Below are 17,283 nucleotides of genomic sequence, written 5' to 3'. Positions count from 1 at the left end.
CGCACCCTTATCAGGACACAGCCGGGCAAGTTCCCGCCTTATCACTTTGCCCCATCCCTTCCGGCAGGATCCTGCGTCAAAAGTTCAAGAACCCCAGATCCGGTCTTTTACCGTACATTCCGAGAAAACGACATTTCCCATTGCTTGAAGCTGTTTTCAGCTTCTCATTTTGTGAAAATTTCGCAGACAAGCCTTGTAAATTACGCTTTGACGAATCCCCCTTCAATGATGATCCTTGTAATGGACACAAATCTGCCAGGTTTCTTGATCACAACACCATCCTCCTGCCCCGCAATCTGCGCCCCCCGCAAGGGAAGGAAGCAAAAGCAAATCTTGTGGTACATCATAAACTGCTTTTATCCGCTGTCCTTTCTTTCAATCCTAAATAAAACCCGGTAAAATCCCGGGTCAACTTTGTCAGATCATCGTTAATTAATCAATGTTTTTGAGCACGGCCAGCTGGCGCTGAAGATCGGCGATCGTCATCTGCGAGGTGCGCACCTGTTCCAGCCAGTTTTCCACATCTTGCATCTCCCGCTCTTCTTCCCGAGCCGACACATAAGCCCGGCCAATTTCCATGTACGCCGTATTCAACATCTCTTCCGTGGCTTTCAGCTGCCGTTTCAGTTCGATCTGGCGTTTCGTCTGATCCAGCTTGTCCTTCGCCCGCTCCGTGCCCTTTTCCGCGGCCTGCGCAACGTTCTGGACAAGCTTTTCCGCCTGTTTCTTGAAATCCATTTCTGATTCCTCCCTTACCGGTTTTTAAAGGAAAGCATTTCGACAAACAACGCGATGCCTCCCAGTATACAATATGCCGCAATCAGCGTCGTCAGCACGATCGCCGAGCTTAACGGACTGATCAGAAAGCAAATTCCCGCGATCACCGAAAGCACGCCGCCCGCCATCGCCATGCCGGAACCCTCGACCCGAAAATAGTTCAGCTTCATCGCGTAATCAAGCTTATGAATTCCAATCACAATCGCGCTGACGCCCAGGAGGACGGCGAACACCGTGATGACCATTTCCGCATCGGCCCGCAAAAGCAGAACTGCGATCAACAGATCGAACAGCCCGCGGACAATCGTCAAACTTTGCCGAAACAGCGCGCTGGTTGACAGGTAATCAAGAATTTCCACGATCCCCACCAATCCGAGGATCACCGCAATCCCCCGCTCAATCCACAGGACGACCGATTGCGGACAGAACAACAGCACGATGCCCAGCACGACCAGCGCCGCCGCCAGACCCAATCCCATCCGGCGCAGGGAACGTAATTTACGGTTGATTTTATTCTGCATTTCATAAAAACTTTCCTGACTGCCTGAACTAAAAATAAACATAAAACCGCCTCCATTTTTCATTCAGCGTTATTTCTTTCTTTCATTATTCGCTTCTTTTCCCAGCTTGTCAACCTGCGCAGCCGGAAGTGCTCTCAATCTGCCAGCAGCCTGTCGATTAAATCTGCTACCCCTTCCTCACGGCAGCTTGCCAGCTGCGGCCAGCCGCGGTCTTTCAGAGTTTGGGAAGCGTTGGCGACGATATAAGGATGACCGACAATTTCCAGCATGCTCATATCGTTCTCACTGTCGCCAACCGCGTACAATTCGCTTAACTCCAGATGCAGCTTGTTTGCCAGAGCCCGCACCCCAACCGCCTTGGTCTGGCGCTGATCATGGATTTCCAGCAGCTCGCTGCTGGTGCGCATCAGCTGCAGCCCCAGCGCTTCCGGATGCAGCTGATGGCGCAAACGCCGCGGAGTTTCCTCATCATGAATATCAATGAACATCAACAGTTTAACAACCGCCTGAGGATCGATCGAATCGCGCAGCACTACATGCGGATCCTTTAAAAATTCCAGATGATCGATCTGCGACTGCGGCATCGGCCGGTTGATCACAATCTCATCCAGCGTGTATGCGAAATAAGGAATCCCCAGCTGATCCATCACGTCCATGCACCGCCGGCTCCGCGCCCCGACGCACGCCAGCCGCTCAAACCGGCCGGTCGAGGGTTCTGCCAGAACACCGCCGTTGGAAGCAATATGCCAGCCTTGCCGCATTCTCAGCAAGGCGATCAAATCGTCAAACGCACAGGCGTTCTTGCCGCTGGCAAACACCAGCCGATGTCCGGCCGCCAGCCACCGCCGCAGCGCGGCTTCACTGCGGAGCGGAAGTTCCTTCATCGCTTCAATCAAGGTGTTGTCAATATCCAGAATCAACGTTTTCACCATAACCTGTTTCTCCTTTGCGCTTCGTATGAACAAGACTTGTTCGTTGGAATTATTTTACCGTTTTTTATGTAAATATGCTACACTATCCCCATAAAAGAGAGGTCTTTGCTTATGATATCCTTCTTATGTCCGGTCTGCCGTCAGCCGCTGACGCTGAAGCAGTCGGTTTATCAATGCGAAAAACGCCACAGCTATGATCTGTCGCGTTTTCATTACGTCAATTTAATCCGCTCATCGAAGAAGATCCACGGCGATAACGCGGAAATGGTCAAAGCCCGGACACGCTTCCTGCAAAGCGGTGCTTACCAGCCGCTGAAAGCGAAGTTAACCGAATTCGTTCAGGCGCTCAATCCGTCGGCGGTGCTGGATTCCGGCTGCGGCGAGGGTTACTATACCGCGCTGTGCGAAACATTGAAAGATTGCGAATGCTTCGGGATCGACTTATCCAAGGAAGCCCTGAAACAGGCAGGCCGGAGTTGTCCTTCCGTTCATTTTGCGGCGGCGTCAGTCTTTGAGCTGCCGCTGCCGGATCAGTCGATTGATGTCATCTGGTCCTGCTTTGCGCCGCTGGCAATGGCGGAGAATGCGCGCGTGCTGAAAGCTCAGGGCAAACTGATCGTCGTGAGTCCCGGACCGCGGCACTTATGGGGCTTAAAAGAAGTCTTATATGATACTCCGTATCTCAATCCGCAGGAAACGATGACAACTCCGGAGTTTGATCTGATCGAAGAACAGACGTTGCATTATGAAATTCAGTTGGAAAGTCAGGCGCAGATTCAGGATCTCTTTACGATGACCCCGTATTATTACAAGACTTCGATTCAGGACAAACAGAAGCTGGCCGTTTTGACGCAGCTGTCGACGGAAGTGGAATTCATCCTGCGGATTTACGAGAAAAAATAATCCTGATTACAAATTAACGAAATCCCGCTCTGTTAAAATTACCCGGGAAATAATTGAGGTGAGTTCACCATGAAAATCACGCTGGCCGCCGCTTTCTCGATCCAGGGAAACATCAGTCAGAACATGGACAAAATTGAAGCTGTACTGCGGACGCATCCTGATCAGGATTTCGTCCTTTTCGGCGAGGCGTTTATTCAGGGCTTTAACAGCCTGAATTTCAATCCGGATCATGACCAGCAATTTGCTTTGGATCACGGCGATCCGCCGCTGCGCCGTCTGCAGGAAATGGCGAAAACGTTTCATTCCGGAATCGGCGTCGGGTATTTCCGATTTCATGCAGGAAAATGGACGAGCAATGATCTGATCATTTCCAATTCGGGAGAAATCCTGTTGGATTACGCGCGAATGTCGCCGGGCTGGAAAATTCCCGGCGCAAATCCTCAATTTTACACGGAAGGAAAGCAGAGCGGGATCTTCAGCTATCGGGGAAAACGAATCGGCGTACTGCTGTGCGGCGACGGCTGGACGGACGAGGTTGTTTCCGCGATGGTTTCGCAACAGCCGGACCTTGTATTCTGGCCGGTCTTCGTCTGCTTTCCTCTTGATGAATGGAAGCAGGGACAAGCTGAGGCGTATGCCGCTCAGGCCGCAAGCTTCGCAAAGCGGGTTGTGCTGATCAACAATCTGGACTCACCGGGGGTAAAGGAGCCGGCGCTGGGCGGCGCTTTCGATATTCAAAACGGACGGATTCGGGCTTCGCTGCCCTGGGCTCAGGAAGGCTGTCTGACACTGGAAATACCGGAATAACAATCCGGTTTTTTCTTTACCAGACAGGCAGATTAAATTTTCATTTCAGCTTGTATACAAGATTGTTGAACTTCTTGCATAAACTTGCTACAATAGGAACATAGAGAGGAGATTTCTCATGAACTTTGCAAACTATCCTGAACTGACCGATACCGAGCTCAACGACGCGATCCATTACGCCGTCGAACAGGTGCGCAGCGGCTTGAACGATTTCACCACCAGCATGAAGTATCCCAACAGCGTCAACAATTTTTATCCGCAGATGGACAATACCGAATGGACCAACGGTTTCTGGACCGGCGAGGTCTGGCTGGCTTATGAAGCGACGAAGGAAGAGTGCTTCAAACAGACCGGTCTGACGCATGTCGAAAGCTTCTTAGACCGCGTCAACCGCAACATCGTGCTGGAACATCATGACCTCGGTTTCCTGTACTCCCCTTCCTGCGTTGCGGCCTATAAACTGCTCAACGATGAAAAAGCCAAAGAAGCGGCGTTGAAAGCAGCGGACAAGCTGATCACCCGGTTTCAGGAAAAAGGCGGCTTTATTCAGGCCTGGGGTCCGTTGGGGGCGAAGGACAACTACCGCTTAATCATCGACTGTCTGCTGAACCTGCCGTTATTGTATTGGGCGACGGAAGTCAGCGGCGATCCGAAATATCGTGAAATCGCGCTGAAGCACATTCATACGGCGTTAAGCGTCGTCATCCGTCCGGATTATTCGACCTATCATACCTATTTCTTCGATCCGGAAACAGGCAAGCCGAGCCACGGCGTATCCCATCAGGGCAACCGCAACGAATCGGCCTGGGCCCGCGGTCAGAGCTGGGGCGTTTATGGTCTGGCGATCAGCTACAAATACACGCATAACCCGGAATATCTCGAGCTGTTCCGCCATGTCACGAAATACTTCATTGATCATCTGCCAGGTGATCTGATTCCATACTGGGATTTTGATTTCACCGACGGCAGCGATGAACCGCGTGATTCTTCAGCCAGCGCGATCGCAGCCTGCGGCATGCTGGAAATGGCGAAATACGTAGAAAAGGCAGAAGCTGACGAGCTGATCAGCGACGCCAGGCGGATGATCAAGGCTTTGTATGATCACTGCGCCGTCAAGGATCCGAAAATCTCCAACGGCCAGCTGCTCAACAGCACTTACTGCCGCAGCACCCCGACCAACGGCTGCCGTCAGCACGGCGTCGACGAATGCTGCAGCTGGGGGGATTACTTCTACTTTGAAGCGCTCACCCGCTTAAGCAAAGACTGGGAAATGTACTGGTAATCACTTTCCTGTACCGATCAAAGAAACAGCGTCCAACGGCGCTGTTTTTCTTATGGAGCCAGAAAGGGCTTTGCTTACAAAAAAAGGCGGCTGCTTTCCAAGAAGGCCCCATACTCTGAAAACGAGCCGGATTTCCAACGGCTTCTTCTTAGCTTCTTTCCCAACGCCTCGCTGAGCCTGCTTTTTTTATTTGATTGCATGCTGCTTTGTCAAAGAGGGCCGAAGCTCCCGCATTTCCCGCGGTTTTAGAGTTAAAAAAAACGCAAAAGCGATCTCAGCCTTTACGCTCCTGCCTGCTTATCCAGCCGTCCGCGGAAGGGACGAATTCTGGTTATCCTTACAGATACGTTTTCTTTTTCCGGTATTGCCAGAACTGATCATAATGTTGTTGAAAATAAGCGGAGAAGATGAGATCACAGAGAAACTGCGCCGAACAGGCCGATGAAAAATTGGCGATCTTGATCTGCGGATTTTCCTTGCTGCAAAGAAATAACCGGTAGTCCGCATAATAATGCAGCTTCGGATCCAGCCGGCTGGAGATCAGCACAATCTTCGCCTCATGCATCCGCAGCGCCTTTACGCATTCCAGCATGTAGCTGGAAATTCCCGCATAAGAAACCACCAAAGCCACGCTGTCGCGATCGGCGGTACTGCACACCAGCCGCCCGTCCGTCAGTTCTGAAGGCATCTGGATATTCACCCCGATTTCCTGCAGCTTCTGCATCAAACTCCGGCCGATCAACAAGTTGCTTCCGCTGCCGATGAAAAAGATCCGCCGGGCCTGCGTCAGCGTCTCAACGATCGCCCGGAATTCCTTAAAATCCAGCATGCGCAGCGTGTCGTCGACCGTCTGCTTGTAAATATTGGCGATGTTGGCCGTCAGGCTTTCAAGGCTGTCGTCAGAAGAAAAGGGCACGCTGAAGTCGACGTTCTGATACTGGCTGAGTTCTTCGTTCAACTCTTTCGACAACAACAATTTCAATTCGTTGAAGCCCTTCACTTCCATTTTCCGGCACAAGCGGAAAATACAGCTGATGGAGACATGACATTGTTCAGACAACTGGCGATAATCCATTTCAACCGCTTCCGTCGTATGCTTCAGAAGATATTCCGCAAGCGTTTGTTCATTCGCACTCAGCGAATGGGTATTTCTTAACCGTTCCCGGATATTCATGACAATCCCTCCTTCATTATAAAGAGACAATCGGGAAATGCAAATTTATCGGCTGAAATGACAATATTTTTTCGCTGGATTCTCTTATCTCACCAACAACTCAAAATTCTTTTCCAACCCCTTCCCTAACGCTGTTCAACCTCTTTTTGGCCGTTATAATAAGAGTAGAAGCGAGATACGGAGCCGGCAGCCTCTCGCCGGCGATCGATCTTCCTCTGAAGAAACGAGGAGATGAGTTTATGATTGGAATTCTGATCTGTGGTCATGATCACTTTGCCTGTGGGATGCGGGAAGCGGCGGAAATGTTATGCGGTCCGCAGGCTTATCTGCAGGCGCTGGACTACAAGCTGAACGAGGATCTCGACGTCTATCGTCAAAATCTGCGTAACCAGATTGAAGCCTGGGAGCCGGAAACCGAAGAAATCCTGTGTCTGTGCGACATTCAGGGCGGCTTTCCAATGGAAGCCTGCCTGACACAGCTTCCGGATAAGAAAGTTAAAATCATCACGGAGACGACCTTAACCTTACTGACCTATCTGCTTGTTCATCGCAATGGCAGCCAGAGTTCGCGTCAGTTAATTGACAACGCGCTGCTGGAAGCCAAAGAAGCCATTCATGTCATCGACCCGCAAATCTTGTTTGCGGATCAGAAAGGAGAAGCATCATGAGTATATTGAACATCCGCATCGACGAACGGCTGATCCATGGTCAGGTGGCTACCGTTTGGACAAATCAGCTGAATATTACACGTATTCTGGTCATTGATGATTTAGCCGCTGTTGACGACATCCAGAAAATCGCATTGAAAATGGCCTGTCCTTCTTCTTCCCGCTTATCCATTCTCAATGCGGAACGCGCGGTTCAGCGATTAAATGAAAATGCTTATGATAAAGACCGTCTGATGATTATCATGCGGGGGCCGGCTACCGCCAGAAAGGTTCTGGATCTGGGTTATTTCATGCCAACCATCAATGTCGGCAACATTTCGAATAAAATCGGATCCACGCGCATCAAGCATACTGTCTGCGTTACGCCGCAGGAAGCGGAAGATTTCCGTTACATCGAATCCAAAGGTGTCAAAGTGACGATTCAGATGCTGCCTCAGGATGAAAAGCTTGATTTTATGCCAATGATCGCCAATATTCATTAATTTTCTTTTTCCATAAGTGCGCTGAAAAAGCGAAACCCAGCCCGGCTGCAACCCGGGCTGGGTCTTTTTCATTGGGCGGCAACAGCGCGGCGATTAAGAAAGACCTCGATTTCTGAAATCAAGCCTGCTCAATCAAAAGTCTGCGCTGGCGCGTCAGCTTTGCGCTTTCACGGCAGGCCTGATCCTGCAGCGCCATCAGATGATCCAGCAGCGCTTGAATCTCCCTGCGGGTCCGTTCAGCCTGAACGCAAGCTTTTTCCACCCGCTCCGAAACGGTCCAGTCCGTAACGAAACTGTCAAACAGGATATCCAGAATTCGTAAAAACGGATCGAGCGTTAATCCCAGCGAGGGGTGAAGCTCCACATCCGCCAGCTCGCTTTCAAAACAACGCAGCTGCTCTTCCAGCTGCCGGGCCAGCTGCTGCGCCTCATCCAGACAGCGATGCTTCACAAAGCCGGTGATCATTCCGCCGCCAAATAAATCGACGGTCGCCCACGTCCGCGCTTCATCCATTTTTTCAACCAGCTGGCAAGCCAGACCCCGCGCCATTTCCCCGGCGTCGGCGGCTTCCCGCAATTCCTTCTGCTTTCGCTCCCATTCCCTCTGCCGCATTTCCAGCCGCAACAGGGCGGCGGCTTTCTGCGGATGTTCCTCCGCCAGCTGATCCGCTTTCTGTTCCAACAGCGATGCCCAACGTTTCCCGCAATCCTTCAGCGTATGAAGCTCCTGTTCGATCCGGGCGATCCGGGCTTCCAGTTTTTCCTGCTGCCGGCAGGCGGCCTCAACTCTGACGGCGGCGACAACCGCTTCCTGACGCTGCTCTGACAGTTTTTCATGCCACTGACCGTTAAGCCGTGCCCACAAAGTGGTCCAGCTGAAGGCTTCAAGCTGATCAACATCCTGTTCTTCCTTCTTTAATCGCTGCTTCCGCTGCCCGACTTCTCCATTCAACGTTACCTGCTGAGCTTTCAGGCGCTCCAACTGAGCCTTCAGTTTCACCTGTCGGTCCCGCTGTCTGCGGATTTCTTCCCATTCCTGATCCAATGCCGTCATCTTTGATTCTCCTCATCCTGTCTTTGTTTAACATGTTGCTTGTCCTATCGGTATTTTCAGTTTTAACGTCGCCCGTGGATTATCGGATTGGGCGCCGGACTTCAATACGCCACATGAACGTGATCTCCAGGACTTTGTTCAGTCCTGGTTAACAACTCCTTTAGCCAGCGTTTCCAGATGGTATCCGGTCCCAGCGTCTGCCAGGCTTGATAGCCGGGATGCGCAAGCAGCTCGGCCCGGACTTGATCGAGCTGACCCTGACGGTAGCTGAACATCGTCTGCTGAAACAAATCCTCCATCGCTTGCCGCTGTTCACAAGTCAGTTCCACATTTTTCAATGTAGAATCCAGCGTGTTTTGATTTGCCTGGCGTTGAGCCTGGACCGAATAGGCGGGAAAGTCGAGCAGATCGGGGTTGGAAAGTCCCTGCTTCTTCGCCCAGGTGGCGACGTCGATTGTCCTTTGCGTGTAGTCCAGCTCTCCCTGCGTGCTGATCTCGATGCGGCCATAGGTATTCGGCCAGGCAATCGGCATCGGCAGTACGATTTCCGTCAGACTTTGGGATCCGATCGTTTCCGTCTGAATATGCCCCGTGTGGCGGTGACCGCTGATGTGCGTCCTGATATTCAGCTGTTCCAGCAATGTCTTCGCCGCATCGGCCGTATGGACGATATCGTTGGATGTGGTCACGGTGTGATCGAGCAGATTGTGATGGCTGAACGTCAGTGTCAGCCAGCCTGACTCGCGCGCCTGATTTCCCAGTGTTTTCAGCCATTCCAATGTCGAGGCGGACAGTGTTCCTTCACTGCCGCCGGGTCGTTCACTGTTGGTATCGAGCAGAATCAACAGCACGCCGGCCTCGGTAAGCTCCGCGTAACTCAGCGACGCGGGATCGCGCGAATAAGCCTGATCATATCCGAATTCATGATACAGAGACACAAATTCCTCGCGGGTTACCATCGCCAGATCATGGTTGCCGCAAATCACCCGCACCGGTACGGTTTCATTCACTTTCCGCAGCAGTTCAGCCATTTTCTGATGATCCTGTGCATCGCCCTGATTGACTAAATCACCTGTCAGGATAATGTAGTCGGGTTTCGCCGCTTCCATCTGTGCCAGCATCGCCGAAGTGATGGCTTCGTTGTAGATCATCTGCGGCACTACGGACACCTGCGACTGCAGCCGCTCGCTTTGATAATGAAGATCTGACGAGAAAAGCAGCGTTAATGGCGTCTTAAGTTCTGCAAAAGGGATCGCCGAGAGGGCCTGCGGTTGAGAGGGAATGGCCGGAACTGCCGTGCAGCCGCTAAGGCAGAGCGCCAGTCCCAGTATTTTCATCATCTTTTTTAACATCGGTCTTTTCCTCAGATTCTTTTTTATCCCATGATCCCATGCCTCGGACAAAACCGCAAGCGGCGGCGGACATGGAATTTTCTGATCGCAGGCTTGTAGAATCCCGCGATTGGATATTTCTGGTTCTCATTGTAGCCAAATTTCAATGTCATTGCCACGACTTTGACCACTTTTTTTCGCAGTTTGGCAGCATAACCAATTCTCGGCCGCCAGACAGTTTCCCATACGCTTTCTTTCCAGGCCGCCGCGGATCTTTGATTGATTTTATCATCGGTATCCCAAACGTTGTCCTCACTCTCCGGCTATTGGGATCAGCGGTATTTTTTCGCAGTATGCACGCACCAGAAAATAGCGGCGCAAATTCCGACAGCCACGCTCAGCACAAACCCGAGGATCAACCCGGCGGGCAGTGAACGGCCAGTCATGCTGAAATATTCCAGCAGTGCAAACCAGAGGACCACAAGCAGCTCTGCCAGGGAGAGAATCCTCAATGTAACTGCCTCAAGCGCTTCGCGGTTATGTTCCGTAACTGCAACCGGAATATTCCACAGCTTCGGATGCCGGCTGACCCATTCCAAACCCGCCATCATCAGAATTGAAATCCATGGCAGAACCAGCAGCTCAGCTTTGCTTCCCCAGCGGTCGACCTTTCCGGCCGCGTCGAAATGAGCCGGGATCCGATCAGGCAGAGAAGCCCATCGCAGAAATAAACCTGTCAGCTGGACGATCACGATCAGCCAACATCCGTTTCGGCACCTTTGATGAAATTGCTTCGCTTTTTCTTTCATTTCACATTCCTCCCCATGGACTCCATCGAATTCCAACCTCCGCGCATTTTCCTTAGCTCCAGCCTTCCACTGATCCCAAACCTTTTCAAGCCCTTTTTCAACGGAGAGCGCCTGCGCCTGATTCTTCGTTTATTGTACGCGTTTCCGCATTCCCAATGCAATCCCCGACCTCGTGCAGAACTTTAAAATTGCAAAAAAAGAGTCTGCCCCTTATTTTGGGAAAGACAGACTCTTGTCAGGAAGCTATAACATTGAAGGATTGACGTGAAGGAAAGGCGGAAGTTGACTGCCAAAGCCGGAGGGAATCGCAGCCAGCCTCCCCGCGCCTTCCGGAATAGGGATCCTGCGGATTGCTTTCCTTTCTGCGGATGAATTTGTTTTTACCGCTGAAGCTTATTTGAAGATTGCCTTTAACGCGTCCAACAGGTTGTTGGAATCCAGCGTGGCGCCGGAGATCGCGTCGACTTCGACATTCTGACCGTTGATCACTTCGTCGAAGAAGGCTTTCAGCTGGTCGTCGTCCATAAACATATTTTCGCGTCCGGATACGATTTCCAGATTGGTAATCTTGCCACCCTCAACCGTGGCCCGCAGCGTGTATTCGCCATGGTTGCCCTTGATCAGCTGATCATACTGGCCATCCGGTTTCTTGGTGATGTCGATAGTTTCCTCAACCTCGCCGCTGACCTCCGTCGTGACCGTCGAACGGCCGCCGAATGCCGTATCCGCCGCAGCACGTCCGGTTGCGATGGCTTCCGCCAAGAACATTCCATTTTGATACAGGTTGGAAACATACGAGCCTAACTCGCCGGCTTCGTACAGATTCGGAATCGGATTGTCATTCCAATCCAGCACCTGAGCTTTGACGTTGCGTTCCGCGCCGCCGGTCGTCGCCACCAGCGTCGGAGTAATGCCGACGGCATAGAACGGTGCGGTATCAATCGGTTCCATTGTTTCCACGCTGCGGCCGAATTCGTCGCGTCCGGATTTGCATCCGGCATTGTAGTCGTCGATCGTGGCTTTCAGCGCTTCTGGATCGCGGCCCAGTTTTTCTGCCAGTTCTTCAATCGTATCGGCTTTGATGATCCAGCCCTTCGCCACTTCTTCGGAGTTATCGTCGGACCAGACGTAGCCTTCAGTTGTGATCGGCCAGCTCAGCCACTTCGTGACGATCGCGCCGGCCGTGCGGGTCTTTTCATCGAAGATCAAATCAACCGGCAGAGCGCGGTCATGCGGCAGATCGACATAATGGCCGTATTCCTTAAATTTCATGTGCTGACGATGATACGCCGCGGATTCGTTGTAGAAACGCTTGTTATCGGCGCAGACCTCGATCCAGCTCTTGCCGGCCATCGAGAAGTTGCGCATGAATGTCGCTTCGTGTTCCGGCACCTTGATGCCCAGCCAGAAGCCGCCCGACTGCGTCTGATTCTTCATGTGCCAGATCTTCGCGCCAGTGTTCATCAACGCGTGGATGCCATCGCCTGTGTTGCCCGGAGTCCCGCCGGTGTAAACAACGTCCATCCCATGGAAATCGCGCTGCATCTGTAAATTATTTTCGTAACCGCCGCAGGCCAACAGGACACCCTTATTGGCTTTGATGCGGATTTCCTTGCCATCCGCGCCCTTGGCGACGACGCCCTTAACCTCTTTGGTTTCCAGATTCTGAATCAAGCTTGTAAAGGCCGTTGAGAACATCAGTTCAATATTTTCACCGCGGTCACGAACCGCCAGATCGAAACCTCTCCAGACGCCGCCGTATTCGAACGTCGTTCCGGCTTTGCGGACATGCGCGGAACAGCCCTTAAAGCTGGATCCGTCCAGATCCGGGAATTCCGTAACTAATGAGCCCCAGGCCAGCGGTCCTCCGCCGACATAGCCCAGCTCATAGCCCACTTTATCAACCGTCGCCTGAATCCAGCCGCGCTGATCAGAGAATTCCTTCGCCATGAAATCGACATATTCTTCCGGAATCGGATTCGGCTGACTGCAGGCGATCAGGTATTTCTTAAAGGTCTCCAGATCATCCGGCGCCGGCACGATCACGGTCTGGCCGGATGCGATCGAGTTGCCGCCCGCCTGCGCTTCTTCCATTTTTTCCAGAATACAGATCTTGGCGTTGGGGTCAATGTCGTTGGCTTCCAGCGCGGCGGCTTCCCCCGCCAAACCATAGCCGACGATCAGGAAATCGCATTCCTTGTCAAACTTTTCCTCCGTTGTCGCAGCCGCCGGTGCGTCGTTGGACGAACAAGCACCTAACAGCCCCAGTGCCGCAGCCCCCGCGACGGTCGCGGCGCTGCCTTTCAAAAAGTCCCGTCGAGAAATATTCTTCATTTTCTTTCCCTCCTCTGGTTTCACATTGTGAAACTTTTGTCGATTTCATTATAGGATTGCAAGGGGTTTCAAACAATCGAAATACTTTATCGTTTAATAAAATTTTTTTATTATACATCAAGAAATCTGATACAATGTGATTAGCTGATCGTCAATATGATCACAAAGGGGGAATTGTCGTTGAACACCAGCCAGATCCGTGCTTTTCTTACCGTCGCTCAAACCTTGAGCTACATCCGTGCCGCCGAACTGCTCTATACCACGCAGCCGGTCGTCAGCTATCAGATCAAAGCGCTGGAAACGGAGCTGGGCGTCACCTTGTTCAACCGCACGCACCGCAGCGTGGAGCTGACAGCCGCCGGGTCCTATTTTTATAAGCAAATGGAACCGCTGCTGCGGCAGCTGGAAGCGATCGTTCAAACTGTACAGTCGATGAACGCCCAGACGCCGAAGCTGATTAACTTGTTAGTCCGCCGTCTGGCTGATTACGGCAAGCTGACGCAGATCATCAAAAATTACTCGGAGACATGTCCGCTGATTCATGTTAATATCCTGACGCAGGAGGATCGCGGCAGCCGTCAGCTGCTGATCACCGGCGAAGTGGAGATGGCCTTCTGTTATCAATACGAAGTGGAGAGTGATCCCAAGTTGAAATTTCTGCCGATTATGGAATCGCAGTATTACGTGCTTGTCAGTAAAACGCATCCGCTGGCAGCGTATAAATATCTGACTTTCGACGATTTGGCAGGCCAGAAGCTGATCCTGGCCAATACGGAGCTGCACCGCAATCCGCGGCTGATCACAAGGCCGCAGCTGCAGGCAAAAAAGATCGTAGTACAGACCGTTTACACAAGTTTTGACAGTATGTTGATCGCGGTGCAGTCGGGAATCGGTTTCACCATTCTGCCCTGCTCGCGGTCAAAGAAATTCTCCGGCTTATTGAAAATTCCGCTGAAGGATGTCAGACCGATGCCGTTAGGCATCGCGTGGTATGGCGCGCGGATGTCGCCGGAACTGGAAGCATTCATCGCGCTTGCTGAAAAACAGAATGTCGAACAACCGCCCGCCATTGTATGATCCGTGAATCAAAAGTAACCAAAGCCGCAGCTTAAGAAAATTCAGCTGCCCAACAATAAAACGTTATGGCAGCACTGTACCTCTTTATGATGCTGTTCTCTTCAATTCCAGATTTGCGTTTAACGTCAGACTCATCGTGAATCCGTCGTCATTACCGTTTTTCCCTATTGACAGTTTTTTTCAGATAACCATTCTGTGCGATTTCAGGCATTCTGTTGGTATTGCCATGGACGCCGAAAAAAGCATTCCGCGATCATAAAAACCGATATCATTGACAATCGCAAACTGATAATAGAAAACTGCCTACTCAAAGATCCGAAAATAAGCGTCTGCCGAAGCCATCAGGAGGGCACAGTCATGAACCTTATACTATTCATAACGGATCAGCGGCAAATTCTGATCCGTTTTGCGCCAGACAATAAAAGCGGCCGACGAAGGCTTTCAGCTTCGCGGAAAATGTCCAAAAATAAAGCGGGGGGGGAAGCAAACACAAATCAACGACACTGTTTTGATTTTCAAAATCAGTGAATGAAAATCGTCGTGCTGAACACAAGGGTTGCCATAATGATAGACATTGCGGCCCGTGCATCCTTCGTCACGGGCTTCATCCGAAGAAACATCTTCTGTCGGATAACCCGCATCCTTCTCCCCCTGATCAACGAGCTGGCGGATATTTTCCTTTGGACGACCGCCGCTCAGGATCACTAACACATGTTTTATTTTGATCTCCCTTTCCTTTCTCGAATGCTTTTTATCGTGGAAATTCTATTATCGGTTCTTCCCTGATGAAGTACATACTTTTCTGATATATACCCTCCTTCAGAGAAGTGATATCCATGAGTATCGAATAAGTCAGCCGAAAAAAGCAATCGGTGTCAGATAGCCATCTGGTTATACTTTGACGATGATCGGAAGAAAATGGCGACTCATCAAATTATATTATGTTGGTTAGTTGAACATTAAAAAATCAGGTTTAACAAGTTGTATCGGAAAAGGGGAACGATTCTGTATGAAACCTTAAGCGGACTATTAAAGAAAATGGAAAGAGACGCACTGATCCTGCGGCAAAAGTATCCGCAAATCCCGGTGAAGTTAGAGAACAGCCCACAGATAAAGGCCGTTCGCTCTATCCAATCATAGAAACAATGTGTCCATGGGGATTGGTAGATCATGAACCAGCCTATAAGTCCACTCAGGCCGCGCCTGTCCTTTCAAAGAAAAGGCCTTCAATCCAAAAAGAACAGGATGCCAAGCAAGAAATAATCATCTGACCGTATCCTGTTTCCCATACTGTTTTTTTGTATATAGATTTGATTGAATTCTGGCGAAATTTTTTAAGCAGACCTTATCTAAGAGGACAGGATTCATCTTCAATTTTGATCCAGTATGAATTCCACATGGTCCGGTAAGGTTCTGACATGGGTTTTGACGAATTCCGGCTGAAAATCGAGATGACTTAATTCATTGAAAGCAACCCATTCAAAACGATGTTCTATTTGGCCTTCCCAACGGGAAAAAGAATTCATCGACCGCAGCAAGGAGGATTTACGCAAGGAAACGAGAAAATAAAAGCAGATTTCATGAAACCGCCGTTGGCTGGCCGCTTCCGTGAAGAACGCCTGCGTCACCCATAACGGCCTTTCAATTACAGCCTGGATCCCGATTTCCTCTTGTAATTCACGAATCAATGCCTGTTGAGCTGTTTCATTCAGCTTTACGCGGCCGCCCGGCAAATAGGCATAAGGCAGTTTCTTATCCTTCATCACAAGCAGATTTTCACCGCAAAGCATCACCGCACAGGTCCTGACATTGAAACAGGATGTTCCGACATCAAATGAAATATCCATGTTCATCGCCTCCTGATTCTCAGGATAACGAATGCTCAGGAAAAACGCAAGCGGAATTCGGGAAAAGTCGTATTCTGATCCAAGTCAGAATTATCCAGTATAACCGTAATCGAACCGCAAATTCAGGGCGTAAATAAATCGTAAGATTTTTTCCAGCTTTCAAGAATTGACTTTCGCGTTAAAACTGGAATAATGAATAACAGAAACAGGAGGGCTATATGTTTAGAAATCGCAAAAAACAAGAAGAACTGGATGACGAACCGGCATTCTTTGAAAACGTTGCAGCTCCTGCAACGGAAATGATACCCCAGCCAAAACAGGAGGAAGTGGAAAAAATGGAAAATAAGCAGACGATCAGCGCGGAGGAATCCGTATTAACCGAAGACGTAACGATCAACGGTGATCTGGAATGCGATTGCAGCCTGACGATTCTCGGTACCGTTAACGGCAGTGTGCATTGCGGCAAGGATCTGTTAGTGAAAGGCCAGATTAATGGCGATGTAACCGCGATGAATCTGGAATTGCGCAACGGTCAGATCGAAGGCAATGTGGTTTGCACGAATTCGTTAACCATGGATCGGGAGTGCAGCATCCGCGGCAATGTCAGCGCCGGAGAATGTCTGACCGACGGTCAGATCTATGGTAATCTGATGATTGCGGAAGACCTGCATGTTCAGAAAAACGCCTGGATTGAAGGCGATATCACAGCGAAACAGTTCAGTGTGCTGCAAGGTGCGCATCTGGAAAGCAAGATCGTCATGATCGAGCAGGCTGCTGCGGAAGAAACTGCCGAAGAAAAGGAAATCGAAGAGGTTTTCCAAACGGTGGACGAGGAAGAAGCATCTAATTAACCTAAAGGCACGCTTCGGCGTGCCTTTTCCTTAGCTTTTTTAATTTTAAAGATTTTGAAACTGGAAAATAGTTTAACGGTATTGAAAGAAGGTGGAATACCACTGAGAGATTCTTCATATTCTACCGGTATTTTACTCCTCTTCTCTTACTTCATTACAGCATCAAAAAAAGAAATTCATGCGTAATTTTTTATCTTCTCCGCAATCTGTTCCGCAGTCAATTCAGGATAGTTTTCATGACAGGAAAATATCTGTCGGATTACAGTTTCATCTTCATCTAAAATCTCCGCAATTTCTGAAATGGGCTTGCCTTTTTTCATATTTTTCAGCACCAGTTTAATGACTTTGCATAATTCGCCTCGTTCCAAACCTCGTTCCATGCCCTGTTCCAGCCATTCCCGCTGACGATCCGCTCTTTCCAATTCCGCCATGAT

The 17,283-nt window shown here is 50.4% G+C and carries 19 protein-coding genes; 8 read left to right on the top strand and 11 right to left on the bottom strand.

The annotated features are described in order from the left end of the window. Positions 1-432: 432 nt before the first annotated feature. From I2G61_RS13700 to I2G61_RS13690, 3 genes are all read right to left on the bottom strand, one after another. Positions 433-738: a hypothetical protein gene (locus tag I2G61_RS13700; RefSeq protein ID WP_072683665.1), complete on the bottom strand. Its 306-nt coding sequence runs from the start codon at positions 736-738 to the stop codon at positions 433-435. Between the two features lie 14 nt (positions 739-752). Next, positions 753-1,340: an HdeD family acid-resistance protein gene (locus I2G61_RS13695; protein ID WP_072683666.1), complete on the bottom strand. Its 588-nt coding sequence runs from the start codon at positions 1,338-1,340 to the stop codon at positions 753-755. Positions 1,341-1,432: 92 nt separating this feature from the next. Next, positions 1,433-2,230, bottom strand: a complete 798-nt coding sequence (locus I2G61_RS13690) for an HAD hydrolase family protein (RefSeq protein WP_072683667.1) — start codon at positions 2,228-2,230, stop codon at positions 1,433-1,435. 111 nt (positions 2,231-2,341) lie between these two features. Here I2G61_RS13690 and I2G61_RS13685 point away from each other — a divergent pair, with 111 nt between their 5' ends. The 3 genes from I2G61_RS13685 to I2G61_RS13675 all read left to right on the top strand — a co-directional run bounded on the left by I2G61_RS13685 (position 2,342) and on the right by I2G61_RS13675 (position 5,222). Then, on the top strand, positions 2,342-3,133 hold the full coding sequence (locus tag I2G61_RS13685; protein ID WP_072683668.1) for a methyltransferase domain-containing protein: 792 nt from the start codon (positions 2,342-2,344) through the stop codon (positions 3,131-3,133). A gap of 69 nt (positions 3,134-3,202) precedes the next feature. Continuing rightward, on the top strand, positions 3,203-3,940 hold the full coding sequence (locus tag I2G61_RS13680; protein ID WP_072683669.1) for a carbon-nitrogen hydrolase family protein: 738 nt from the start codon (positions 3,203-3,205) through the stop codon (positions 3,938-3,940). A gap of 118 nt (positions 3,941-4,058) precedes the next feature. Continuing rightward, positions 4,059-5,222: a glycoside hydrolase family 88 protein gene (locus I2G61_RS13675; protein WP_072683670.1), complete on the top strand. Its 1,164-nt coding sequence runs from the start codon at positions 4,059-4,061 to the stop codon at positions 5,220-5,222. Positions 5,223-5,559: 337 nt separating this feature from the next. Here the strand turns inward: I2G61_RS13675 and I2G61_RS13670 are convergent, their stop codons facing one another. Then, a complete protein-coding gene (locus I2G61_RS13670; protein WP_072683671.1) occupies positions 5,560-6,396 on the bottom strand; it encodes a MurR/RpiR family transcriptional regulator in 837 nt (278 codons plus the stop codon). Positions 6,397-6,635: 239 nt separating this feature from the next. Here I2G61_RS13670 and I2G61_RS13665 point away from each other — a divergent pair, with 239 nt between their 5' ends. Beyond that, on the top strand, positions 6,636-7,064 hold the full coding sequence (locus I2G61_RS13665; RefSeq protein WP_072683672.1) for a PTS sugar transporter subunit IIA: 429 nt from the start codon (positions 6,636-6,638) through the stop codon (positions 7,062-7,064). After that, a complete protein-coding gene (locus I2G61_RS13660) occupies positions 7,061-7,546 on the top strand; it encodes a PTS sugar transporter subunit IIB (RefSeq protein WP_072683673.1) in 486 nt (161 codons plus the stop codon). The genes I2G61_RS13665 and I2G61_RS13660 overlap by 4 nt, the downstream gene beginning before the upstream one ends. 118 nt (positions 7,547-7,664) lie before the next feature. Here the strand turns inward: I2G61_RS13660 and I2G61_RS13655 are convergent, their stop codons facing one another. From I2G61_RS13655 to I2G61_RS13640, 4 genes are all read right to left on the bottom strand, one after another. Next, positions 7,665-8,600 (bottom strand): hypothetical protein, encoded by a 936-nt coding sequence (locus I2G61_RS13655; RefSeq protein ID WP_072683674.1) that lies wholly within the window; start codon positions 8,598-8,600, stop codon positions 7,665-7,667. Positions 8,601-8,701: 101 nt separating this feature from the next. Next, positions 8,702-9,952, bottom strand: a complete 1,251-nt coding sequence (locus I2G61_RS13650) for a metallophosphoesterase (RefSeq protein WP_195548349.1) — start codon at positions 9,950-9,952, stop codon at positions 8,702-8,704. A gap of 311 nt (positions 9,953-10,263) precedes the next feature. Further along, positions 10,264-10,740, bottom strand: coding sequence for a DUF1648 domain-containing protein (locus I2G61_RS13645; RefSeq protein WP_072683676.1), 477 nt, complete (start codon positions 10,738-10,740; stop codon positions 10,264-10,266). Between the two features lie 393 nt (positions 10,741-11,133). Further along, a complete protein-coding gene (locus tag I2G61_RS13640) occupies positions 11,134-13,074 on the bottom strand; it encodes an FAD-binding protein (protein ID WP_072683677.1) in 1,941 nt (646 codons plus the stop codon). Between the two features lie 180 nt (positions 13,075-13,254). Here I2G61_RS13640 and I2G61_RS13635 point away from each other — a divergent pair, with 180 nt between their 5' ends. After that, a complete protein-coding gene (locus tag I2G61_RS13635; protein WP_072683678.1) occupies positions 13,255-14,151 on the top strand; it encodes a LysR family transcriptional regulator in 897 nt (298 codons plus the stop codon). A 441-nt stretch (positions 14,152-14,592) separates the two neighbouring features. On the opposite strand, the gene I2G61_RS16545 is transcribed toward I2G61_RS13635, so the two are convergent. Further along, positions 14,593-14,862 carry a hypothetical protein gene (locus I2G61_RS16545; protein WP_229100765.1) on the bottom strand — a complete coding sequence of 90 codons (270 nt, stop codon included), beginning with the start codon at positions 14,860-14,862 and terminating at the stop codon, positions 14,593-14,595. Positions 14,863-15,117: 255 nt separating this feature from the next. Here I2G61_RS16545 and I2G61_RS16805 point away from each other — a divergent pair, with 255 nt between their 5' ends. Then, entirely contained in the window at positions 15,118-15,291 is a 174-nt protein-coding gene (locus I2G61_RS16805) for a winged helix-turn-helix transcriptional regulator (protein ID WP_370544674.1), read from the top strand. Between the two features lie 230 nt (positions 15,292-15,521). Here the strand turns inward: I2G61_RS16805 and I2G61_RS13620 are convergent, their stop codons facing one another. Next, positions 15,522-15,998, bottom strand: coding sequence for an NUDIX hydrolase (locus I2G61_RS13620; protein WP_195548348.1), 477 nt, complete (start codon positions 15,996-15,998; stop codon positions 15,522-15,524). A gap of 218 nt (positions 15,999-16,216) precedes the next feature. Between I2G61_RS13620 and I2G61_RS13615 the strand changes: the two genes are divergently transcribed. Continuing rightward, entirely contained in the window at positions 16,217-16,849 is a 633-nt protein-coding gene (locus tag I2G61_RS13615) for a polymer-forming cytoskeletal protein (protein WP_195548347.1), read from the top strand. Between the two features lie 176 nt (positions 16,850-17,025). Here I2G61_RS13615 and I2G61_RS13610 read toward each other — a convergent pair. After that, a partial coding sequence (locus tag I2G61_RS13610) for a hypothetical protein (protein WP_195548346.1) occupies positions 17,026-17,283 on the bottom strand: 258 nt, incomplete at its 5' end.

The sequence above is a fragment of the Holdemania sp. 1001095H_141210_F2 genome (genome assembly GCF_015558105.1).
GTDB lineage: Bacteria > Bacillota_I > Bacilli_A > Erysipelotrichales > Erysipelotrichaceae > Holdemania.
Note: the sequence above shows the minus strand (reverse complement) of the source record. Positions and strands in the feature narration are given on the sequence as shown.